Origin of the sequence: Catenibacterium sp. RTP21428st1_D7_RTP21428_210409 (genome assembly GCF_040227455.1) — a bacterium.
Classification (GTDB): Bacteria; Bacillota_I; Bacilli_A; order Erysipelotrichales; family Coprobacillaceae; genus Catenibacterium; species Catenibacterium mitsuoka_A.
In genome coordinates this window covers 16,858-36,384 of sequence record NZ_JBEHVX010000013.1, presented here as the reverse complement: position 1 = coordinate 36,384, position 19,527 = coordinate 16,858, and the positions used below count along the sequence as shown (strand labels likewise).

Here is a 19,527-nt window from a genome sequence, read left to right as displayed (position 1 = left end):
ACGAAATGAAAAAAAGATACCCACAAGGTGGGTATCACAACTGTCAGGTTGTTGTCCTCCTTATGGGTACCATTTTAATCCTCCCGAATGGTATTATTTCAAGAAATACCCATACCGGATAATTCCCATCATATTTCTCAATCATATCTCCGCAATATGCATTTCCTCTATTTCTGTTCAATTCATTAAATAAATAATTTCTGTATTTTTCATCCAATAAATCAATATAATCTTTGACGATTTGATAACCATCTTCATCATACTCATCTATTTTTCTTAATAATTGTAGTTTAGTATGATGTTCAATATCCAAAGCCATTTCTACTACTCTATAGCGAAGACGCATATCAATGATCGACATATCAACTAGATAGGCAAACTCCAACCTAATATATTTACCCTTATTTTCTCCACCTGGATGCTTATCATAATTTTTTCTGAAAGAAGTCAACTTATAATAATTATTGTTGTATTTGAGATACTGTTTAGCAGAATCCTCATCCATGATATTGAAAAGTATTCCCTTGTCTTTCAAATGTTGAATCTGTTCATCTAGAGATAGTCTTGGTTTATTATTTTCCATAATCAATCTCCTTTAAACGTATCTAAAAAACTATAAGAATTACTCTTATAGTCTTCTACTAACTTATACTATTTGAAACTTCTTTTTTCTCATTATCAAAGACATTGTTTACAGCCAAATCTTCTTGCACATCCATTACATATAGGTTTTGATGCACATTCTATACAATGTTCACTGAATTCTCTTTTATATAACTGATCCTCTCTTAATTCATTATCAAAGAAATCATAAAGATGATATACTGGTTTCTTTCCTTGATAATTCATTTTAGAACGATAAGCTATTCTTGTCTGAGCCACTTTCCCTTTTACTCGATAATGAATACCATCCTTCACAAAATGAGATCCTGTTTCTATAAAAGTGAATGTAGTGTTCTTATTCACACATTGATTATGTAAAGATTTAATCCAATCGAAGTCACATGCTCTTGTACCACCATAATTCTCTCCACCACATGTCACTTCTTCTATGCGTCCATCTAAATACTTTTCTAAATCAATAGGACCAATAAGAGGTGCTAACATCACTCCTCTATGTTTGGCAGGAATATCTAAAAGAAGTGGTATACGTTCATCAGCACGTTTTTGATTCTCACATGTAACATTAAGTATTACATTCTCATATCCATCACCCCAGTTATCCGGCAAGCATTCTTTAAGTCTTTCTGCTCTTTTAGTAAGTATATAGAAAATAACATCCTGCCTTCTTCTGATCATTGACCAGACATCATCTCTCCATATATCTGCTTCTTCTAAACAGAAATCACTTGTCATACAAACTCTTATCTTTTCTCCACTTTGTATCTTATATGTACCATCTCTATTTCTAGAGAGTGGATATGCAAAATCATTGGTCTTATATATATGTGAACCATCTTGATTTCTCATCTTATCTAAAACATACATATAACAATTCATACACCCTTCTGAATACTTTACACATCCATGCCAGGGATTCCAAATATCATGCATTACTAACTCCTTATCAAACTTACTTATTTTATTTCAAACCATTTAATAATACGTCCTACACATATGCCATAGAGCGGTGAACGTGTTACTAAACAGAGAATAATAGTTGCCGCAATCATTGTAATATCAAAACAGTTCTTACACAAGGAATACGCCTTATTATAATGATTAGAAAAACTTAAGATAACTACTCCAAATGAGACTGTACAATAGTGTGATTGCACTCAAAAAAGCATGCCATCTAGGCATGCTCATTTTATTCTAATTCAAATGCTCCAGTATATAACTGATAATACTGACCCTTCTGTTTAATTAAGTCATCATGAGAACCACGTTCAATAATATGACCATGATCTAATACCATGATTACATCAGAATTCTGTACAGTAGACAATCTATGTGCAATAACAAATACAGTACGTCCCTTCATTAAAGCATCCATACCTTTTTGTACAATCGCTTCTGTACGTGTATCAATAGATGATGTTGCTTCATCCATGATCATAACAGGTGGATCTGCCACAGCAGCTCTTGCAATCGCAATAAGCTGTCTCTGACCTTGTGATAAACTTGCCCCATTACCAGTCAACATTGTGTTATAACCATCTGGTAAACGAGTAATGAAATCATCAGCACCCGCAAGCTTTGCAGCTTCAATACATTGTTCATCAGTTGCTTCTAGATAACCATAACGGATATTATCCATAACTGTACCAGTAAAGAGGTTTGTATCCTGTAAGATAATACCAAGTGATCTTCTTAAATCAGGCTTTTTAATCTTATTGATGTTGATACCATCGTATCTGATCTTACCGTCTTCAATATCATAGAATCTATTAATTAAGTTAATAATAGTTGTCTTACCAGCACCAGTAGCCCCTACAAAGGCTACTTTCTGACCAGGCTTTGCATATAATGTAATGTTATGAAGAATCATCTTATTAGGATTATAAGCGAAATCTACATCATGCATTTCTACATCGCCTTCAAGTCTTGTATAAGTCACAGTACCATCTTCATGTGGATGTTTCCATGCCCACATTTCAGTACGTTCAGTTGTTTCTACTAATTCACCATTTTCTTCTTTAGCATTCACTAAAGTAACATAGCCTTCATCAAATTCAGGTTCTTCATCTAATAATCCAAAGATACGACTAGCCCCTGCTAGACCCATAACAACAGAGTTGATCTGCTGAGAAATCTGACCAATCTGACCAGTGAACTGCTTAGTCATATTTAAGAATGGAACAACGATAGAAATATTAAGTGCCATACCAGATAAAGATACATTTGGTGTCTTTAGATAAAGAAGAACACCTCCCGTTAAGGCAATTAATACATAAAGAATATTACCCATGTTATGAAGAACAGGCATCAAGATATTCGCAAATGTATTGGCTTTTCTAGATGCTTCAAACCAGGCATTGTTGACCTTATCAAACCCTGCGATTGCATCTTCTTCATGGTTAAATACTTTGATAACCTTCTGCCCATTCATCATCTCTTCGATATAACCTTCAGTTGCACCAAGAGTCTGCTGCTGTTTAATAAAGAATCTTGAACTCTTAGAACCAAAATTCTTAGTAATAAAGAACATGATAACACAGCCAATTAATACAACCCCTGTTAACCAGAAGCTATAGTAGATCATGATACAAAATACTGTTAGAAGTACAATAGAAGTCTGCATCAATGCAGGTAATGACTGAGAAATAAGCTGTCTTAATGTATCTGTATCATTTGTATAAATAGACATGATATCACCATGTGCATTTGTATCAAAATAACGGATTGGAAGACTTTCCATTCTTGCAAACATCTTTTCTCTGAATTTCATTAATGAACCCTGAGTAACTACAGCCATTAAACGGTTGTATGTAAATGAAGCAATTAATGAAAGAATGTAAAGAATAAGTAATACAGTTACAAATGATAATACTTCAGGCTTAGCATGTAGCCAGTCTTTTGTACGCCAGTATTTTTCAATAACAGCAATGATATTCTGCATAAAAACAGATGGAATAGAGCTGACAACAGAATTAAATAGAATTAATACAATAATAACAGGTAGAAGAACAGGATAGAATTCAAAGAGTGTTTTAATGAGACGTGTAAATGTGTTCTTCTTATTACCACGATTATTTTTCATCCTGTTCACCTCCCTTGTTTTGTGAATAGTATACTTCCTGATAAATTGGATTTGATGCAAGAAGTTCATCATGAGTACCGATTGCTTCAACAGAACCATTATTCATGATAATAATCTGATCTGCATCCTGTACACTTGAAACTCTTTGTGCAATGATGATTTTCGTAGTTTCAGGAATAAACTTCTTAAATCCTGCTCTAATAATAGCATCTGTTTTAGTATCTACAGCACTTGTAGAGTCATCAAGAATTAAGATTTTTGGTTTCTTAAGTAATGCACGTGCAATACATAATCTCTGTTTCTGACCACCAGAAACGTTAGTACCACCCTGTTCAATATGTGTATCATATTTATCTGGGAACTGTTCAATAAATTCATCAGCACATGCAAGATGACATGCTTCTTCTATTTCTTCATCTGTGGCTTCTTTATTACCCCAGCGTAAGTTTTCTTTAATAGAGCCTGAGAATAGGACATTCTTCTGTAATACAACAGAGACTGCATCTCTTAAAGTGACTAAGTCATAATCTCTTACATCTACACCAGCCACTTTTACTTCACCTTCAGTGACATCATATAAACGTGAAATAAGATTTACAAGTGATGTTTTAGAAGAACCTGTTCCTCCTAAAATACCAATAGTCTGTCCTGATTTAATATGTAGATTAATATTTTCAAGAGCATAGCAATCAGCACGCTTAGAATATTTAAATGATACATTATCAAAATCAATAGAACCATCATTTACTTCATAAATAGGATTTTCTGGATTAGAAATAGTACGTTTTTCTTCTAATACAGCAACAATACGTTCACATGATTCAATAGAGATAGTCACCATTACAAAGATCATTGATAACATCATCAAGCTCATAAGAATTTGGAAACTATAAGTAAGTAATGAAGACAACTGTCCAACCTGAATAATAGCTCCACCAAAATTAACAACTAAATAAGAACCAAAAGTAAGTACGAAGATCATTACAACATAAAGACAGAACTGCATCATTGGGTTATTTAATGCAAGAATCTTTTCAGCTCTTGTGAAATCACCACAAACATCTTCTGCAGCTTCATTGAATTTCTTATTTTCAAAGTCCTCACGTACAAATGATTTTACAACTCTAATACCGTTGATATTTTCCTGTACTGAATTATTTAAGTTATCGTATTTCTTAAATACTTTTCTAAATAAAGGCATTGTCTTCTTAATAACAAGTCCTAAACCAATACCAAGTACTGGAATAGTAAATAAGAAGATTAACGCAAGTCGACCACCCATAATAAATCCCATGACCAATGAGAAGATCAACATAAGTGGAGCACGTACAACTGTACGAATAATCATCATATAAGCCATCTGAACGTTAGTGACATCAGTTGTCATACGAGTTACAAGTGAAGATGCACTAAAACGGTCAATGTTTTCAAATGAGAAGTTCTGAACTGCAACAAACAAGTCTTTACGTAAGTTCTTACCAAAACCAGCTGAAGCATTGGCTGCAGTAATACCTGCAAGAGCCCCAAATAGGAGTGAGAAACAGGCCATGATAATAAGTATCACACCATATTTCACAATAACAGAGAGATCACAACCATTCTGCATTCTATTGACTAGATTTGCGACCATTAATGGAATAATACATTCTACTAATGCTTCAAAAGCCACAAGAACAGGTGTCAAAATTGAATCTCTCTTGTATTCACGAATACTTTTCTTAAGCACACGAATAATATTCATATTTTTTCCCCTTTCATTCATTTTCTAGATTTGAATAGACTTTACTAAGAAGATCAGCTAAAGTATCAATTTCTTCCTGTGTTAACCCACTCACCATCAAACGATTTGCCTGCGCTATATTATGTCTTACCTGCGCACAATGGCTTTCACCTTTTTGTGATAAACAGGCAACTTTAATTCGCTTATCCTTCGGATCATCACAACAATCAATCAGATTCTTTTCTTGAAGTCTTCTAAGAAGTCCCGCAGTTGTTGATTGAGCTACATGTAAGTCTTTCTCAATCTCCTTAAAGGTCATTCTCTGATCAGGTGCGTCCTGTAATTTCAATAAAACATGGGACTGCACTAAAGTTAATCCTTCTTTTCTTAAAGAATTATTCGCACGCTTCTTTAAACAGTCATTAATATGCTTAATATAGCTTACTGCTTCACTTTCTCTCATCAGTTTACCTCCTTCTGCGCATTAGAATGATAGTACACTTTCAATTCAATGTCAATAGTATGCTATTAAATATTAAATTATAAAAAAAGAAGGACTTATTCCTTCTTCTCAGCCTTAGATTCACAATAATAACATCTATAGATACGTTTCTCTCTATTTGCAAGATAGAACACCTGATCTAAATCTCTTTCTACAGATGTAATACATCTTGGGTTCTTACATTTAGCCACATTAATGATTTTTTCAGGAAGCTGTAATTTCTTCTTTTCTACTGTTTCACCATTCTTAATAATAGAAACAGTAATATTAGGATCAATATAACCTAATACATCTAAATCAACATCAAAATCGTTATCAATCTTGATGATATCTTTCTTACCCATCTTATTAGAACGGCAATTCATGATGATTGCAACCTGACAATCTAACTTACCTAGATCAAGAGCATCATATACTTCTTTTGCTTTACCAGCTGCAATATGGTCAATCACAATACCATTTTTAATACTGTCTATTCTCATAATCTTTCCACCTCATTCTGTAATCCTAATAAGCTTAAGATCAATGCCATACGGATAAAACGTCCATTATGAGCCTGTCTGAAATAAGCAGCTCTTGGATCTGCATCGACTTCAGTCTTGATTTCATTGACACGTGGAAGTGGATGCATAATAATCATATCTTTCTTTGCAGCCTGTAATTTTTCTTCATCTAAGATATAAGTATCTCTTAAACGAATATAATCCTGTTCATTGAAGAAACGTTCCTGCTGTACTCTTGTCATATAAAGAATATCTAATTCTGGCATGACTTCTTCCATGCTACGTACTTCTTTATATTCAATACCCATTGGATCAAGAATGTCTTCTTTTAAGTATTCAGGAAGCTTTAATTCATCTGGAGAGATGAATACAAACTTAGTGCCTTCATAACGTGACATTGCTTTTAATAATGAATGAACTGTACGTCCAAACTTCAAGTCACCACAGAAACCTACTGTAAGGTTCTTTAAAGTGCCTTTTTCTCTCTGAATAGTTAATAAGTCAGTTAATGTCTGAGTAGGGTGATTATGTCCTCCATCACCTGCATTAATTAAAGGTACAGTGCATGTTGATGAAGCCACAACTGGAGCACCTTCCTTTGGATGACGCATTGCGATAATATCACAATAGCCGCTAACTACACGAATTGTATCTGATACTGTTTCTCCCTTAGAAGCACTAGATACGTTTGCAGTTGGGAATCCTAATACCTTTCCGCCAAGTGATAACATAGCACTTTCAAAAGATAGTCTTGTACGTGTACTAGGTTCGAAGAATAATGTTGCAAGAATCTTATGTGCACATACATCCTGATAACGTGTACGGTCTTTGATGATATCGTTTGCGAGTGCGATTAAATCATCAATTTCTTCAACAGATAAGTCCATTGGATCAATAATGAATTTTTTCATGGTGAGCTCCTTCTTTATAAACTTGTTTTAATTCCTATCTATTATATCACAGCCCCTCTATTTAAACAGTTTTTTCTAATAAAAACGTTTAATTGATATATTAACTATATTATTATGATATAGGCAAGGAGAAAGATTATGACTGAAAAAGAGAAAATGTTGAAAGAAATGTTGTATGACGCCAACAATGATGAAGATCTACTTAAAGAAAGAACAATCGCAAAAGACTTATGTTTCAAATTTAATCAGATGATGCCTTCTGATGTAGAGAATCAAAAGAAACTATTAAAGGAACTACTTGGACAAGTAGATGATACCGCATCGATTCTAGCATCTTTCTGGTGTGATTATGGTTATAACATCAAGGTAGGAAAGAACTTCTTTGCGAATCATAATACTGTCATTATCGACTGTGCTCCAGTAACTTTTGGAGACAATGTCTTTATTGCGCCTAATTGTGGTTTTTATACTGCAGGACATCCAATTGATACAAAACGTAGAAATCAAGGACTTGAATTTGCTTATCCTATTACGATAGGAAACAATGTTTGGATAGGTGCAGGTGTTCATGTGATGCCTGGAGTCACTATTGGTGATAACGTTGTTATTGGTGGAGGCAGTGTTGTTGTCAAGGATATTCCTAGCAACAGTGTAGCCGTAGGTAATCCATGCCATGTGATAAGAGAAATCACTGATAAAGACGAACAAACAAATTGGAATCATAATTAAAAAAGGATGTCACTGACATCCTTTTTAGTCATTTTGAGGCATAAAACCAGATAAGCTTTCAGCCAATGTAGAAATAGGCATTGTCTGTACAATGACATGACCTGGTCCCTTAACTACTGTGTTAAAGAATCCTTCTCCTCCTAGGAACTTATTCTTTATACCTTTTACAGAAACAACATCAATATGACAAGATGAACTCATTGCCACAAGGTTACCTGTATTCACAACCATCTCTTCACCAGGATTTAAGTCATATTCTATAGCTGTACCATCTATCTCAATAAATAGTAAACCTGAGCCAAAATATCTATTCATGATGAACCCTTCTCCACCAAAAAATCCTATTGTACCTTTTTTAGAAAAAGAGATTTCTCTTTTTACTGTTTCTTCACTTGCAAGATAAGAAGACTTCTGAACAATAATATCTCCCTGGCTCACATCATACACAAGTATGTCACCAGGAAAAGAAGATCCTAAGGCAATCATACTAGGCTGTGTCGCTGTATATTTATTCAAGAAAAGTGTTTCTCCTGAAAAAGCACGGCCAAATAGAGATTTCATACCACCTGATACAGTATCCATAGTTAAAGCTGGTTTCATCCATACCATTGCGCCACTATCTGTCAAAATAGATTCACCTTGATCTAGATGAAGTATTGCGACAGGAAGTGGTTTTCCTTTAATTTCATACTTCATATAATTTTCTCCTACTGATCTAATTTTAATTCATAAATTGCATCTGCTAAACCATCAGCATCTGGGTCCTTGAAGAAGCATGTTCCAATAGCTTTTAATTTATCAGGCGCATTCTCTGCAACGACACCAATTTCACATGCATCAATCATTTGGAAATCATTCATAGAATCTCCAAAACCGATTGTATCCTTCATATCTCCATGATAATAATCTACAACACGTCTCACACCATCTGCTTTTGTACAGTTCTTTAAGATGATTTCACCATTAATGAAATCATCTTCATATTTAGAGAATGTCACAATATTAAACATTGGTGCAATATACTTTACACAATCATAAAAAGCGATCGGATCAGGAGCAATAAAACCAATCTTAGTGACACCTGTCTTTTCGAAATCAAATTGAGAGACAGGAATGCGGTTTTCTTCCTGACGTTTTAATTCAAAGAATCTCTGTAATTCTACATTATCCCCAAATTCCTTATTGTGTCTCTTGTCAAAGAATTCATTCACACCTGGTGTCTGATAAATAGCATGTTCAGTTTCTAGACAGAATAAGATACCATGATTCACAAAGAGTGTCATCATTTCTGAAAGAGTATATTGATCCATGTAGTTCTTAAAGATGTACTTTCCATCTACCTGGACAAATCCTCCTGCACTTGCCACAATACCATCAATAGGTAATGCTTTGACATCACCTACAATAGAAGTAGGCGCTCTACCTGTACATAAGAATACTTTATTTCCTGCATTCTTTGCTGCTTGAATCGCTTCTTTAGTTTTTTCTGTTATATGTCTTGATTTTCCTACTAATGTACCATCAATATCAAAAAATAAAAATTTACTCATATACTACTCCATAATCTCATCAATCAATATAGGTTTTTCAACCTTTTCTTTACTAAAATGGAATGCACTTAATAATTCTTCTTTTCTTTCTTGTGTCCATTTACCATTATCATGAACAGTCACTAATGGTTCTCCCTGTTCTACATAATCACCAATCTTCTTATGTAAAATTAAACCAACGCTATGATCAATTTCATCTGTGACTGTTTCTCTTCCTCCACCTAGACGCATTGATACTAATCCAAGAGTTAATGCCTCTAGATCTTCAATATATCCTGTTTCAGGTGCATAAACATCAAATATATGTTCAGCCATTGTAAACTTTTCAGGATAAAGAATATAATCGCTGTCTCCACCCTGTGCTTTTACCATTGCTTCTAAAGCATGTAATGCTTTCTTAGAAGAAATGGCTTCTTCTAGCATCTTTCTAGCTTCAGTCACTGTTTCTGCCTTTTGAGCCATCATCAACATTGTACTTCCTGCAGTTAAACATAATTCTAATAAATCCTCAGGACCATTGCCATTAAGTGTCGCAATTGCTTCTTTTACTTCTAATGAATTACCAATTGCATAGCCCAAAGGCTGAGACATATTAGAAATAGTGGCTCTTGTATCCTTATGAAGATGCTGACCAATTGTGATCATTGTACGAGCAAGCTTCTTCGCATCCTCCAAGTTCTTCATAAAAGCACCATCACCATATTTGACATCAAGTAAAATTGCATCACTGCCTGCAGCTAACTTCTTACTCATAATAGAAGAAGCGATCAAAGGAATTGATTGAACAGTTCCAGTGACATCTCTTAATGCATACATCTTCTTATCAGCAGGATCAAGAGACGCTGTCTGACCAATAATAGCTAAATGAATATCATTCACCTGTTTAATAAAATCTTCTTCATTGACATAAATATTAAGTCCTGGAATAGACTCCATCTTATCTAGAGTCCCACCTGTATGTCCAAGTCCCCTACCACTCATCTTAGCGACTGGTACACCACATGCAGCGACCATTGGACCTAATACTAAAGATGTCTTATCACCAACACCACCAGTAGAATGCTTATCTACTTTAATACCGTGAATACCACTTAAATCAATTACATCACCACTATGCATCATTTCTAAAGTCAGCTGGGCTGTTTCGTGATCTGTTAATCCATTAAAGACAACAGCCATCAAGAAAGCACTCATCTGATAATCAGGAATATCATCTTTTGTATATCCCTGGATTAATTCATGAATTTCTTCATCAGTTAATACTACATTATCTTTTTTCTTTTCAATAAGATCTACCATTCTCATAAATGTCACCTACTCAAACTGAGTTCCTACCTCGAATATATTCTTACCATTTAAATAATCCTTTACAGACATGCGTTTCTTACCAGAAAGCTGTATCTCTGTAATAATAAATACACCATCTTCTACCTTTACACCGATCGCATCCTTAAAGATCTTAACGATAGTACCATTCTTTTCATCTTTATGATGTTCCTTGGCATTAGGGCAGTTATGAATTTCACCCTTATAGATTTTTACAACCTGTCCATTATAAGTTGTAAATGTACCTGGATGAGGATATAAGCCTCTTACATGATTAAAGATTTCTCTTGCTGTCTTATTCCAATCAAGTCTCTCATCTTCTCTCTTAATAATAGGTGCATAAACAACTTCATCAGGATTCTGTGGAATTCTATCATTTGTTTCATCAAAGATAGATGGTAATGTATCCTTTAATAATTCAGCACCAATATCAGTTAAACGATCATATACAATTTCTAAGTTATCATCATCTGTAATTGGTGTGGATTTTTGAGAGATAATATCACCTGCATCCATCTTTTCTGCCATATACATAATAGTCACACCTGTTTCTTTGCGACCATCAATAATAGCACGATGCACTGGTGCTCCACCACGATAAAGTGGTAATAAAGACGCATGTACATTCACACAACCTAAACGTGGTGCTTCTAATACAGCAGTTGGGACAATCTGTCCATAAGCTGCAGTAATAATTAAATCAGGCTTTAAATCTAAAACAGCCTGATAATCATTTCTAATACGTTCTGGCTGTAATACAGGAATATCATGTTTTAATGCTTCCTGCTTCACATCACTCATAGTGAGTACTTTCTTTCTTCCTACATAACGATCTGGCTGAGTGACAACACCCACAACATCATATTTATTTTCTAGTAATATCTGCAGTACTTTTAATGAAAAAGATGCAGTTCCCATAAAAACTATTTTTTTACTCATAAAATTCCTCCTGTAATTACTTTTTTATTATAACATACTCATTTTATAAGTGCTACCACACAGGAAAAACCAAAAAAACTATTGCAATCATCTAGCATTTTTGGTATTATAGTTCAGCAAACTATAGAACGAGGTGAGATTATTATGGCAAACATGAAACAGCAGATTAAACGTTATAAAAACGATAATGAAAAAAGATTAGCAAACAACGCAGTAAAGAGCGCTTTAAAGACTTCAATCAAGAAAGTATTAAACGCTGTAGAAGCTGGTGACAAAGAAGTTGCTGCTAAGGAATTTAGCGATTGCACAAGACAGTTAGATGCATCTGTAACTAAGCATATCCATCACAAGAACTATGCTAGCAGACAGAAAGCAAGACTTCAGAAGAAAATTAACTCAATCGGATAATTGATAGAGTTTTCTATATGAAACATAAACATCCAGCAATTTGCTGGATGTTTTCTTATGCCTTGCATTTAGGGTGCAAGTTTCTTAAAATATAAGTGCGAGGTATAGAAATATGTTAAGAGAAGAAACAAGAAGTGTACAGGTAGGCAATTTAACTATCGGTGGTAATAATCATGTAGTGATTCAGTCTATGTGTAATACAAAGACTAAAAATGTAGAAGCAACTATTAAACAGATTAATACATTGGAACAAGCAGGATGTGAGCTTGTAAGAGTAGCTGTATTTGATAAAGAGGATGCTTATGCAATTAAAGAGATCAAAAAAGGAATTCATATTCCTTTAGTGGCTGATATTCATTTTGATTATAGGTTAGCTCTTATCGCCATAGAATCTGGTATTGATAAAGTACGTATTAATCCTGGTAATATTGGTTCTACTGAAAAGGTAAAAGCAGTTGTAGATGCATGTAAAGAAAAACATATCCCTATTAGAATTGGGGTTAATGGTGGTTCTTTAGAAAAAGAGATTCTAGAAAAATATGGAGAACCTACACCTGAAGGTATGGTTGAATCTGCAATGAAACATGTAAAGATTCTAGAAGATTTAGATTTCCATGATATCGTTATTTCATTAAAGTCTTCCAATACAATGTTGACTATTAAAGCATATGAATTAGCATCTAAAACATTCCCTTACCCTTTACATGTAGGTGTTACTGAAGCAGGGACTGTTTTAGGAGGCACTATTAAGTCTTCTTTAGGTATTGGTACATTATTATATGAAGGTATTGGAAATACTATTAGAGTGTCTTTAAGTGATGATCCTGTAGAAGAAATTAAAGTTGCTAAGATTCTATTAAAGGAATTAGGTTTATTAAAGGGTGTCCCTACTCTTGTATCATGTCCTACTTGCGGTCGTATTCAGTATGATTTGATTCCTATTGCTAAAGAGATGGAAGATTTCTTAAAAGATATTCATCTCGATATTACAGTCGCAATTATGGGTTGTGCAGTAAATGGTCCAGGTGAAGCACGTCATGCAGATATTGGTATTGCAGGTGGTGTTGGTGAAGGTCTTCTTATTAAGCATGGAGAGATTGTAAAACGTGTTAAACAGGAAGATATGGTTCAGACACTGAAAGATGAAATCTTAAAGATGGTTAAAGAAAAAAGCGAGTAATTCATAAACTCGCTTTTTTTACGTTAGATTTTCTATTTTATTATATATTTTGTAGATCTACCTTTTCCTTGAATCAGTATAACTCCCTTTTTCTCTAATATTTTTAATAGAGAAGATACTTTTGATTTACCAAAAGGTGTACTTGGTACTATTTCACTAATAGATTTTAGGACTGTTTTACTTAATGCTTTTAAAATAAGATGCTCATCATCTGTTAAATCAGAAATATCTTCAAAAACAGGCAATTCAATCTTTATAGCATTTTCTGATACTTCAAAACGAGGTTTGACAAAACTACTTTCATATAATTGTTTGATTCGTGTAATACCTGTTCCAAATATTTCTACAAAGCCTAATCGATAGAATACATTCGCAAGATTTCTGTTTCTTAAAACAGATATTTTACCATTCAAATACTCTTCTTCAGAAATCCCCGAAGGCAATCCACCTGGAGACACTATATCGATATGATTATCAAACATAGATATTCTAATATGAGAATTCACATCCCACACCCTGTGAATAAGAGCATTCGCAATAGCTTCTCTAAAAGCTGCTTCTGGTATCTTTTCTACATTCTTTCTTTCAGGTCCTTCTATCACTTCATATCTATAATAATCTCTAAATACCTCAAGTGTTTTCTTATAGACTTCTAGAATAGACATATGATCAAATGTAATTCTTTTCTGAATAACACTGATATTTTCTCCAAATTTTATAATATCAACTCCAGGGAAATCATTATTATCTGCTAGTAAACCAGCTGCATTATTATAACCATTATTATTATCATAGAGATTAAGAGTTTTTAATGTGTCTAAAGTAAACGAATTGATTTGAATAGATTTTTCTAATTGTTCTTCAAGAAAATGAAAAGTAAGATTTTGGTCTTTACATGGTAATTCCTCAAAGCTAATATTTTTACCTTCTAATACAAGCCTTGAAAACTCTAATGTATCTACTTCTATAGTCGCAGAATCATTACGCTTATATGCTTTTGATTTATATAAGTATGGTTTCTGTAATCCACTTTTCACAATAAGTTTTATAGTCTTGTTTACTTCATTTGGTTCAAGTACATAATCTGGTTGTGGAGAAATAGTATCATTAATTTTGTTTTCAATATCTAAACACGCCTTGATTATATCTGACACCCCTTTAATATTGCCATCATCGTCAATTCCAAACAAGATTGTTCCACCATCATAGTTAGAAAAAGCACTGACTGTTTTCAAGAAAGTACTTGTGATTGTTTCTTTAAACTCTAGATTTCTTGTTTCACGCATATTATTATCTCCTTTCCTATTCTACTACTTTAAGTATAATTAAAAATGAGCGTAAATTCAATCGAAAACTTTTTCGTCCAAATTATTTCAATCGTAAATCAGAAAAAAACACCCTTTTTGTATGATTTTCGAGCGAATAATACACTTAATTATACGAATATCAATTTCAGAATACATTCCATTTCTCATAAATAAAATTAAAAATGAACGTAATTTCAATCGATTCAATTTTCGTTCATGCTTTAAAACATAACAAAAATTACAAAGCATATAACAGTATTTTTTACAATATCAAACACTCATTAGATACATACATAGAGCTTATTCAAGCAAAAATACGCGTAAAAACAATCGAAGATTCAATCGAAAACTTTTTCGTCCGCGATATTTTCAATCGTAAATTTTAAAACACCCTCTTTGTTGGATTTTTATCAAAATTAATAACTCGCTTGTTACATGACAGGGTAATAATATAGCTGAATTATTCAACAATACACATCAAAAACAACCGTAAATTCAATCGAAAAGTTTTACGTCCAAATTATTTCAATCGAAAACTAAAAAAATAGGCTATTTACGCACTTTTCGACCAAATCATGTATTGATTTTCCCCTAATAGTGAACATAAAAAATAAGCAACCAATTACGGCTGCTTATTCAAACATTTCTTTTAAACCTGGGTTGAATTCATGTTTTTTCAACATTTCAATCTCTTCTTTATAAGGTGCATTCTTTTCAATATAAGGTGTTTCTAGAATCTTAGGAACATCTTTTAAGCGTTCATTAGATACAATAGAGTCTAATGTATCAAAACCGATTGTCCCAAAACCAATATTCTCATGTCTATCTTTATGAGAACCTTGTGGATTCTTAGAGTCATTGACATGAACAACTAATACCTTATCTAAACCAATCTTTTCATCGACTTCATCAAGAATGGCATCAAAATCAGAAATATCATAACCTGCATCATTTAAATGACAAGTATCTAAACATAAACCTAATAATTCAGGATAATCACAATGATCAATAATATAAGCTAACTGATCAAATGTTCTACCTAGTTCAGTGCCTTTACCAGCCATTGTTTCTAAGGCAATATGTACCTTCTGATCTGGTTTCATTGCTTCATTTAAGCCAGATACAATCGCATCTAATCCTGCTTCGTCCCCTGCTTTAACATGAGCACCTGGATGAAGAACAAGTCTTGTAGCACCAATTTCATCACATCTTTCAATTTCTTGACGTAAGAATGATACAGCAAGTTCTCTTGTTTCAGGCTTGATTGTATTTCCTAAATTAATGATATAAGGGGCATGAACAACAACCTTGTCCATGTCTAATCCATTTTCTTTCATTAATTCTTTAGCTTCTTCTACACGTAATTCAGAAACAGGTTTACGTCTCGTATTTTGAGGCGCACCTGTATAAAACATGAATGTATTGGCGTTATAACTTAATGCTTCTTTTACACTTCCTAGAAGCATTTCCTTACCACCCATTGAGACATGTGAACCTATAATCACTGCATATTCTCCCTTTCACGTTTTTCTCTCTGTGCCTGTTTCGCACGTTCTTTTTTCTGTTTCTGGATATCTTTACGAATAATATCTCTTTTCTTTTTCTGGTAAATAGCCTGAATTTCTCTTTTTCTCTTCTTCTTATAACCAGGTTTAACCTTCTTAGGTCTCTTAATAATGCGCTGAATTTCTTTTTCTAATTCAGACTGTGGCGCATTTCTATTCTTACGCTTATTACGTGCCTTGGCATCCGTTAATACACCGTTACGGATTTCTTTTACTTCAAAGTGAATACCCTTCTTTTCAAGTGATTCAACCATCTGCTGATTAGATGAATCATACATAGAATAACATTCACCCTTATACTTACCACGACCACATCTACCAGATCTATGAATATAGAAGTCTCTTTCTGTTGGGAATTCCATATTAATAACATGAGATACACCATCAATATCAATACCTCTAGCTGCAATATCTGTAGCTACAATGTACTGATATTCATTATTGTTGATACGTCTCATCATCTGTTTACGTTCACGTGGTTCTAAGTCACCATGAATTTCACCGACACGATAACCATCACTTCTTAACTGATCAGATAGCTTAGTGGCCTCTGTTCTCTTATTACAGAAGATTAAGCAGATATATGGATCAATGATATCCATGATATTCTTTAATACTATATAACGATCATGATGCTTTGTATGAATTAAGTAGTGTTTTGTATTGTCTGTTGTTTTCTTATGGGCATCAATCTGTACTAATTCTGGCGCATTCATATATTTTCTTAAGAATGGCCATAAATGTTCAGGAATAGTTGCTGAGAATACAAGCATCTTTAAATCTTCTCTCATCTTAGATAAGACTGCATCTAAATCTTCAAGATAACCATATTCTAAAGTCATATCTGCTTCATCCACTACAAATGTAGTTGCTGTAGTGATAATCAAAGCCTGTTCATTTAAAGATAAATCTTTAATACGTCCTGGTGTACCAATAACGATATGTGGCTGTGTAGAAAGCTTATTAATAGCCTTCTGTTTATCAGAACCACCAATTACTAGTGAGATTCTTAAATCAGGGTTTTCTTTCTTGAATTCCTTTGCGTTTTCATAGATCTGATGTGCAAGTTCTCTTGTAGGAGTTGTAATAACTGCCTGTACATAATCTGCATTTGTATCAATACGATCAATAATAGGAATTAAGAATGAATGAGTTTTACCAGTACCTGTCTGTGAGATACCAATAATATCTTTATTCTTATAAACAAGGGGAATCACCTTGTCCTGGATAGGTGTTGGTGATGTGAAATGTATGTTGTTTAAAGTCTTTTTTACATAATCATTAAATTGAAATTTGTCAAATAAATCCATTATAATTCGCCTCCTTTAGCGTCTATTATCATACCATGATTTGAAAAAAAAACAAATCTAATCTCACTTATGTTAGAATTGTTTTTGAGGTGAAGAATATGAAGGTTACAGGAATTGTCCCTAGAGGATATTGTAAGGGTGTTATACGTGCTATTAATATAGTAAAAGAGACAATAGAACAGCCAGGTCCTATTACAGTACTTGGTATGATTGTCCATAATCAATTTATTGTAGATGCATTAAAGAAGCGTGGTGCCATCACAATTGAGGATGCAAGTAAGACTAGAATGGAACTTCTTGATGAAATTAATGAAGGTACAGTCATTATTACAGCACATGGTGCAGGAGATTGTGTTATAGAAAAGGCAAAGAGTAAAGGACTCAATGTAGTGGATGCGACATGTTTAGATGTTATTAAGACACATACGCTTATTAAGGAACAATTGAAGCATGGTAAGGATGTTTTATATATAGGTAAAAAGAATCATCCTGAAGCTGAGGGTGCATTATTGATTGATCCTGAACATATTCATTTAATTACATCTAAGAAGGATTTAGAGACACTCGATAAAGATAAACATTATGTGATGACAAACCAGACAACCATGTCCCTTTATGATGTCTACGATTTATGTGAGTATGCGAAAGATGTCTTAGATGATGTAGAAATCATGAAGGAAACATGTTCCGCAACACAAATTAGACAGGAAGCTATTGCGAAAATGGATGATGATATTGATCTAGTCATTATTGTAGGTGATCCTCATTCTAATAACACAAAGAAGCTGGCTTCTATCAGCACTGATAAAGCACATAAAGATACCAAGATGATTGGAAGTCTTGAAGAGTTAGATTTATCATGGCTTAAAGGAAAGAAACATGTAGGAGTAAGTTCTGGAGCTTCTACACCTACTGTATTGACTAATCAGATTATTGATTTCTTGAAACAGTATGATGAAAACAATCCAGATAGTTTTATTAAACCTGAAATACCTTATGAAAAGATGTTATAGGAGAATGTATGAGTAAGAAGATTATATTTTTTGATGTAGATGGAACCTTAGTAGATGTGAGACCTGTAAAGGAATGTATTCCTGAATCAACTATTCAGGCAGTGCACGAGACGCGTAAAAAAGGAAATTTATGTTACCTTTGTACAGGACGTTCTCTTGCAGAAATCTATCCCTATATTCTAGATGTAGGATTTGATGGCATCATTGGTGCTGGCGGCGGATTTGTACAGATGGGTGATGAAATGTTGTATCATAAGAAGGTCAGTGATGAAGATGTTCATCGTGTTGTAGACTTCTTTGAAACAAACCATTATGACTATTATTTAGAATCTAATGGTGGTTTATTTGCCTCTAAGAACCTCATTAAAAGACTAGAAAGCATCATCTATGGTGATCTAGAAAATGATCCTGAAGCAAGAAGAAAAAAGGAAGAGGAACCAAGTCATTTTATAACTGCGCTGATTGAAAATGAGAATATGTATAGAAACGATGTGAATAAGATTTGTTTCTTAGAACATGAATCTATTCCATTTGATGAGATTAGAAAGCAGTTTAGTGATGCATTCCAAGTGATTGAATGTACTGTTCCTGCATTTGGTGATGCATCAGGTGAATTATCTGTAGCAGGTGTGAATAAGCATACTGCCATTGAAGCACTTATCAACCATTTAGGTATTGATCAAAAGGATACATATGCTTATGGTGATGGCATGAATGATGCAGAGATGTTGACATTTGTAGCTCATGGTGTTGCAGTCGGTAATGCGAAAGAAGGTTTAAAGGCTATTGCTGATGAAGTATGCGATGATATTGCGAATGATGGTATTTATAAAAATATGAAGGAGCACGGATTAATCTAAT

The 19,527-nt window shown here is 33.7% G+C and carries 20 protein-coding genes; 5 read left to right on the top strand and 15 right to left on the bottom strand.

Going from position 1 to position 19,527, the window contains the following annotated elements:
* Positions 1-43: 43 nt before the first annotated feature.
* From ABUA27_RS03555 to pyrB, 8 genes are all read right to left on the bottom strand, one after another.
* On the bottom strand, positions 44-583 hold the full coding sequence (locus ABUA27_RS03555) for an Abi family protein (RefSeq protein ID WP_349820234.1): 540 nt from the start codon (positions 581-583) through the stop codon (positions 44-46).
* A gap of 95 nt (positions 584-678) precedes the next feature.
* Entirely contained in the window at positions 679-1,554 is an 876-nt protein-coding gene (locus tag ABUA27_RS03550) for a DUF5131 family protein (protein WP_287845961.1), read from the bottom strand.
* Positions 1,555-1,577: 23 nt separating this feature from the next.
* Positions 1,578-1,778, bottom strand: coding sequence for a DUF6198 family protein (locus ABUA27_RS12685; protein ID WP_502812819.1), 201 nt, complete (start codon positions 1,776-1,778; stop codon positions 1,578-1,580).
* A gap of 32 nt (positions 1,779-1,810) precedes the next feature.
* Positions 1,811-3,703: an ABC transporter ATP-binding protein gene (locus ABUA27_RS03545; RefSeq protein ID WP_349820233.1), complete on the bottom strand. Its 1,893-nt coding sequence runs from the start codon at positions 3,701-3,703 to the stop codon at positions 1,811-1,813.
* Positions 3,693-5,444 (bottom strand): ABC transporter ATP-binding protein, encoded by a 1,752-nt coding sequence (locus ABUA27_RS03540; RefSeq protein WP_192924001.1) that lies wholly within the window; start codon positions 5,442-5,444, stop codon positions 3,693-3,695. Before ABUA27_RS03540 ends, ABUA27_RS03545 begins: the two co-directional genes overlap by 11 nt.
* 13 nt (positions 5,445-5,457) lie before the next feature.
* The gene (locus ABUA27_RS03535) at positions 5,458-5,886 is read right to left on the bottom strand and encodes a MarR family winged helix-turn-helix transcriptional regulator (RefSeq protein ID WP_349820232.1); all 429 of its coding nucleotides are present in this window, start codon (positions 5,884-5,886) and stop codon (positions 5,458-5,460) included.
* A 95-nt stretch (positions 5,887-5,981) separates the two neighbouring features.
* Positions 5,982-6,407 carry an aspartate carbamoyltransferase regulatory subunit gene (locus ABUA27_RS03530; protein WP_129981072.1) on the bottom strand — a complete coding sequence of 142 codons (426 nt, stop codon included), beginning with the start codon at positions 6,405-6,407 and terminating at the stop codon, positions 5,982-5,984.
* Complete coding sequence (gene pyrB / locus ABUA27_RS03525) at positions 6,404-7,339, bottom strand: aspartate carbamoyltransferase (protein WP_129981073.1); 936 nt, start codon at positions 7,337-7,339, stop codon at positions 6,404-6,406. The genes ABUA27_RS03530 and pyrB overlap by 4 nt, the downstream gene beginning before the upstream one ends.
* A 138-nt stretch (positions 7,340-7,477) precedes the next feature.
* Here pyrB and ABUA27_RS03520 point away from each other — a divergent pair, with 138 nt between their 5' ends.
* The gene (locus ABUA27_RS03520; protein WP_287845956.1) at positions 7,478-8,068 is read left to right on the top strand and encodes a sugar O-acetyltransferase; all 591 of its coding nucleotides are present in this window, start codon (positions 7,478-7,480) and stop codon (positions 8,066-8,068) included.
* A gap of 24 nt (positions 8,069-8,092) precedes the next feature.
* Here ABUA27_RS03520 and ABUA27_RS03515 read toward each other — a convergent pair whose 3' ends face one another.
* The 4 genes from ABUA27_RS03515 to fmt are packed head-to-tail and all read right to left on the bottom strand — an operon-like array spanning position 8,093 to position 11,883.
* The gene (locus tag ABUA27_RS03515; protein WP_217106621.1) at positions 8,093-8,764 is read right to left on the bottom strand and encodes a TIGR00266 family protein; all 672 of its coding nucleotides are present in this window, start codon (positions 8,762-8,764) and stop codon (positions 8,093-8,095) included.
* 11 nt (positions 8,765-8,775) lie between these two features.
* Complete coding sequence (locus tag ABUA27_RS03510) at positions 8,776-9,618, bottom strand: Cof-type HAD-IIB family hydrolase (protein ID WP_129981076.1); 843 nt, start codon at positions 9,616-9,618, stop codon at positions 8,776-8,778.
* 3 nt (positions 9,619-9,621) lie between these two features.
* Positions 9,622-10,923, bottom strand: a complete 1,302-nt coding sequence (locus ABUA27_RS03505) for a pyrimidine-nucleoside phosphorylase (RefSeq protein ID WP_349820231.1) — start codon at positions 10,921-10,923, stop codon at positions 9,622-9,624.
* A 9-nt stretch (positions 10,924-10,932) separates the two neighbouring features.
* Positions 10,933-11,883 carry a methionyl-tRNA formyltransferase gene (gene fmt / locus ABUA27_RS03500; RefSeq protein ID WP_349820230.1) on the bottom strand — a complete coding sequence of 317 codons (951 nt, stop codon included), beginning with the start codon at positions 11,881-11,883 and terminating at the stop codon, positions 10,933-10,935.
* A 144-nt stretch (positions 11,884-12,027) separates the two neighbouring features.
* Between fmt and rpsT the strand changes: the two genes are divergently transcribed.
* The gene (rpsT, locus tag ABUA27_RS03495) at positions 12,028-12,291 is read left to right on the top strand and encodes a 30S ribosomal protein S20 (protein ID WP_055234210.1); all 264 of its coding nucleotides are present in this window, start codon (positions 12,028-12,030) and stop codon (positions 12,289-12,291) included.
* Between the two features lie 112 nt (positions 12,292-12,403).
* A complete protein-coding gene (gene ispG / locus ABUA27_RS03490; protein WP_349820229.1) occupies positions 12,404-13,471 on the top strand; it encodes a flavodoxin-dependent (E)-4-hydroxy-3-methylbut-2-enyl-diphosphate synthase in 1,068 nt (355 codons plus the stop codon).
* Between the two features lie 32 nt (positions 13,472-13,503).
* Here ispG and ABUA27_RS03485 read toward each other — a convergent pair whose 3' ends face one another.
* The 3 genes from ABUA27_RS03485 to ABUA27_RS03475 form a co-directional block, all read right to left on the bottom strand.
* A complete protein-coding gene (locus ABUA27_RS03485) occupies positions 13,504-14,757 on the bottom strand; it encodes an RNA-binding domain-containing protein (protein ID WP_129981080.1) in 1,254 nt (417 codons plus the stop codon).
* A gap of 653 nt (positions 14,758-15,410) precedes the next feature.
* Positions 15,411-16,283 (bottom strand): deoxyribonuclease IV, encoded by an 873-nt coding sequence (locus tag ABUA27_RS03480; protein ID WP_129981081.1) that lies wholly within the window; start codon positions 16,281-16,283, stop codon positions 15,411-15,413.
* Positions 16,280-17,653 (bottom strand): DEAD/DEAH box helicase, encoded by a 1,374-nt coding sequence (locus ABUA27_RS03475; protein WP_129981082.1) that lies wholly within the window; start codon positions 17,651-17,653, stop codon positions 16,280-16,282. Before ABUA27_RS03475 ends, ABUA27_RS03480 begins: the two co-directional genes overlap by 4 nt.
* Before the next feature lie 98 nt (positions 17,654-17,751).
* Between ABUA27_RS03475 and ABUA27_RS03470 the strand changes: the two genes are divergently transcribed.
* Both ABUA27_RS03470 and ABUA27_RS03465 read left to right on the top strand, forming a co-directional pair.
* On the top strand, positions 17,752-18,666 hold the full coding sequence (locus tag ABUA27_RS03470; protein WP_129981083.1) for a 4-hydroxy-3-methylbut-2-enyl diphosphate reductase: 915 nt from the start codon (positions 17,752-17,754) through the stop codon (positions 18,664-18,666).
* An 8-nt stretch (positions 18,667-18,674) separates the two neighbouring features.
* The gene (locus ABUA27_RS03465) at positions 18,675-19,526 is read left to right on the top strand and encodes a Cof-type HAD-IIB family hydrolase (RefSeq protein WP_022424639.1); all 852 of its coding nucleotides are present in this window, start codon (positions 18,675-18,677) and stop codon (positions 19,524-19,526) included.
* Position 19,527: the final 1 nt, after the last annotated feature.

Coding starts and splice junctions, on each gene's coding strand:
- ABUA27_RS03555 (WP_349820234.1), bottom strand. CDS start 583: ATGGAAAATAATAAACCAAGACTATCTCTAGATGAACAGATTCAACAT.
- ABUA27_RS03550 (WP_287845961.1), bottom strand. CDS start 1,554: ATGCATGATATTTGGAATCCCTGGCATGGATGTGTAAAGTATTCAGAA.
- ABUA27_RS03545 (WP_349820233.1), bottom strand. CDS start 3,703: ATGAAAAATAATCGTGGTAATAAGAAGAACACATTTACACGTCTCATT.
- ABUA27_RS03540 (WP_192924001.1), bottom strand. CDS start 5,444: ATGAATATTATTCGTGTGCTTAAGAAAAGTATTCGTGAATACAAGAGA.
- ABUA27_RS03535 (WP_349820232.1), bottom strand. CDS start 5,886: ATGAGAGAAAGTGAAGCAGTAAGCTATATTAAGCATATTAATGACTGT.
- ABUA27_RS03530 (WP_129981072.1), bottom strand. CDS start 6,407: ATGAGAATAGACAGTATTAAAAATGGTATTGTGATTGACCATATTGCA.
- pyrB (WP_129981073.1), bottom strand. CDS start 7,339: ATGAAAAAATTCATTATTGATCCAATGGACTTATCTGTTGAAGAAATT.
- ABUA27_RS03520 (WP_287845956.1), top strand. CDS start 7,478: ATGACTGAAAAAGAGAAAATGTTGAAAGAAATGTTGTATGACGCCAAC.
- ABUA27_RS03515 (WP_217106621.1), bottom strand. CDS start 8,764: ATGAAGTATGAAATTAAAGGAAAACCACTTCCTGTCGCAATACTTCAT.
- ABUA27_RS03510 (WP_129981076.1), bottom strand. CDS start 9,618: ATGAGTAAATTTTTATTTTTTGATATTGATGGTACATTAGTAGGAAAA.
- ABUA27_RS03505 (WP_349820231.1), bottom strand. CDS start 10,923: ATGAGAATGGTAGATCTTATTGAAAAGAAAAAAGATAATGTAGTATTA.
- fmt (WP_349820230.1), bottom strand. CDS start 11,883: ATGAGTAAAAAAATAGTTTTTATGGGAACTGCATCTTTTTCATTAAAA.
- rpsT (WP_055234210.1), top strand. CDS start 12,028: ATGGCAAACATGAAACAGCAGATTAAACGTTATAAAAACGATAATGAA.
- ispG (WP_349820229.1), top strand. CDS start 12,404: ATGTTAAGAGAAGAAACAAGAAGTGTACAGGTAGGCAATTTAACTATC.
- ABUA27_RS03485 (WP_129981080.1), bottom strand. CDS start 14,757: ATGCGTGAAACAAGAAATCTAGAGTTTAAAGAAACAATCACAAGTACT.
- ABUA27_RS03475 (WP_129981082.1), bottom strand. CDS start 17,653: ATGGATTTATTTGACAAATTTCAATTTAATGATTATGTAAAAAAGACT.
- ABUA27_RS03470 (WP_129981083.1), top strand. CDS start 17,752: ATGAAGGTTACAGGAATTGTCCCTAGAGGATATTGTAAGGGTGTTATA.
- ABUA27_RS03465 (WP_022424639.1), top strand. CDS start 18,675: ATGAGTAAGAAGATTATATTTTTTGATGTAGATGGAACCTTAGTAGAT.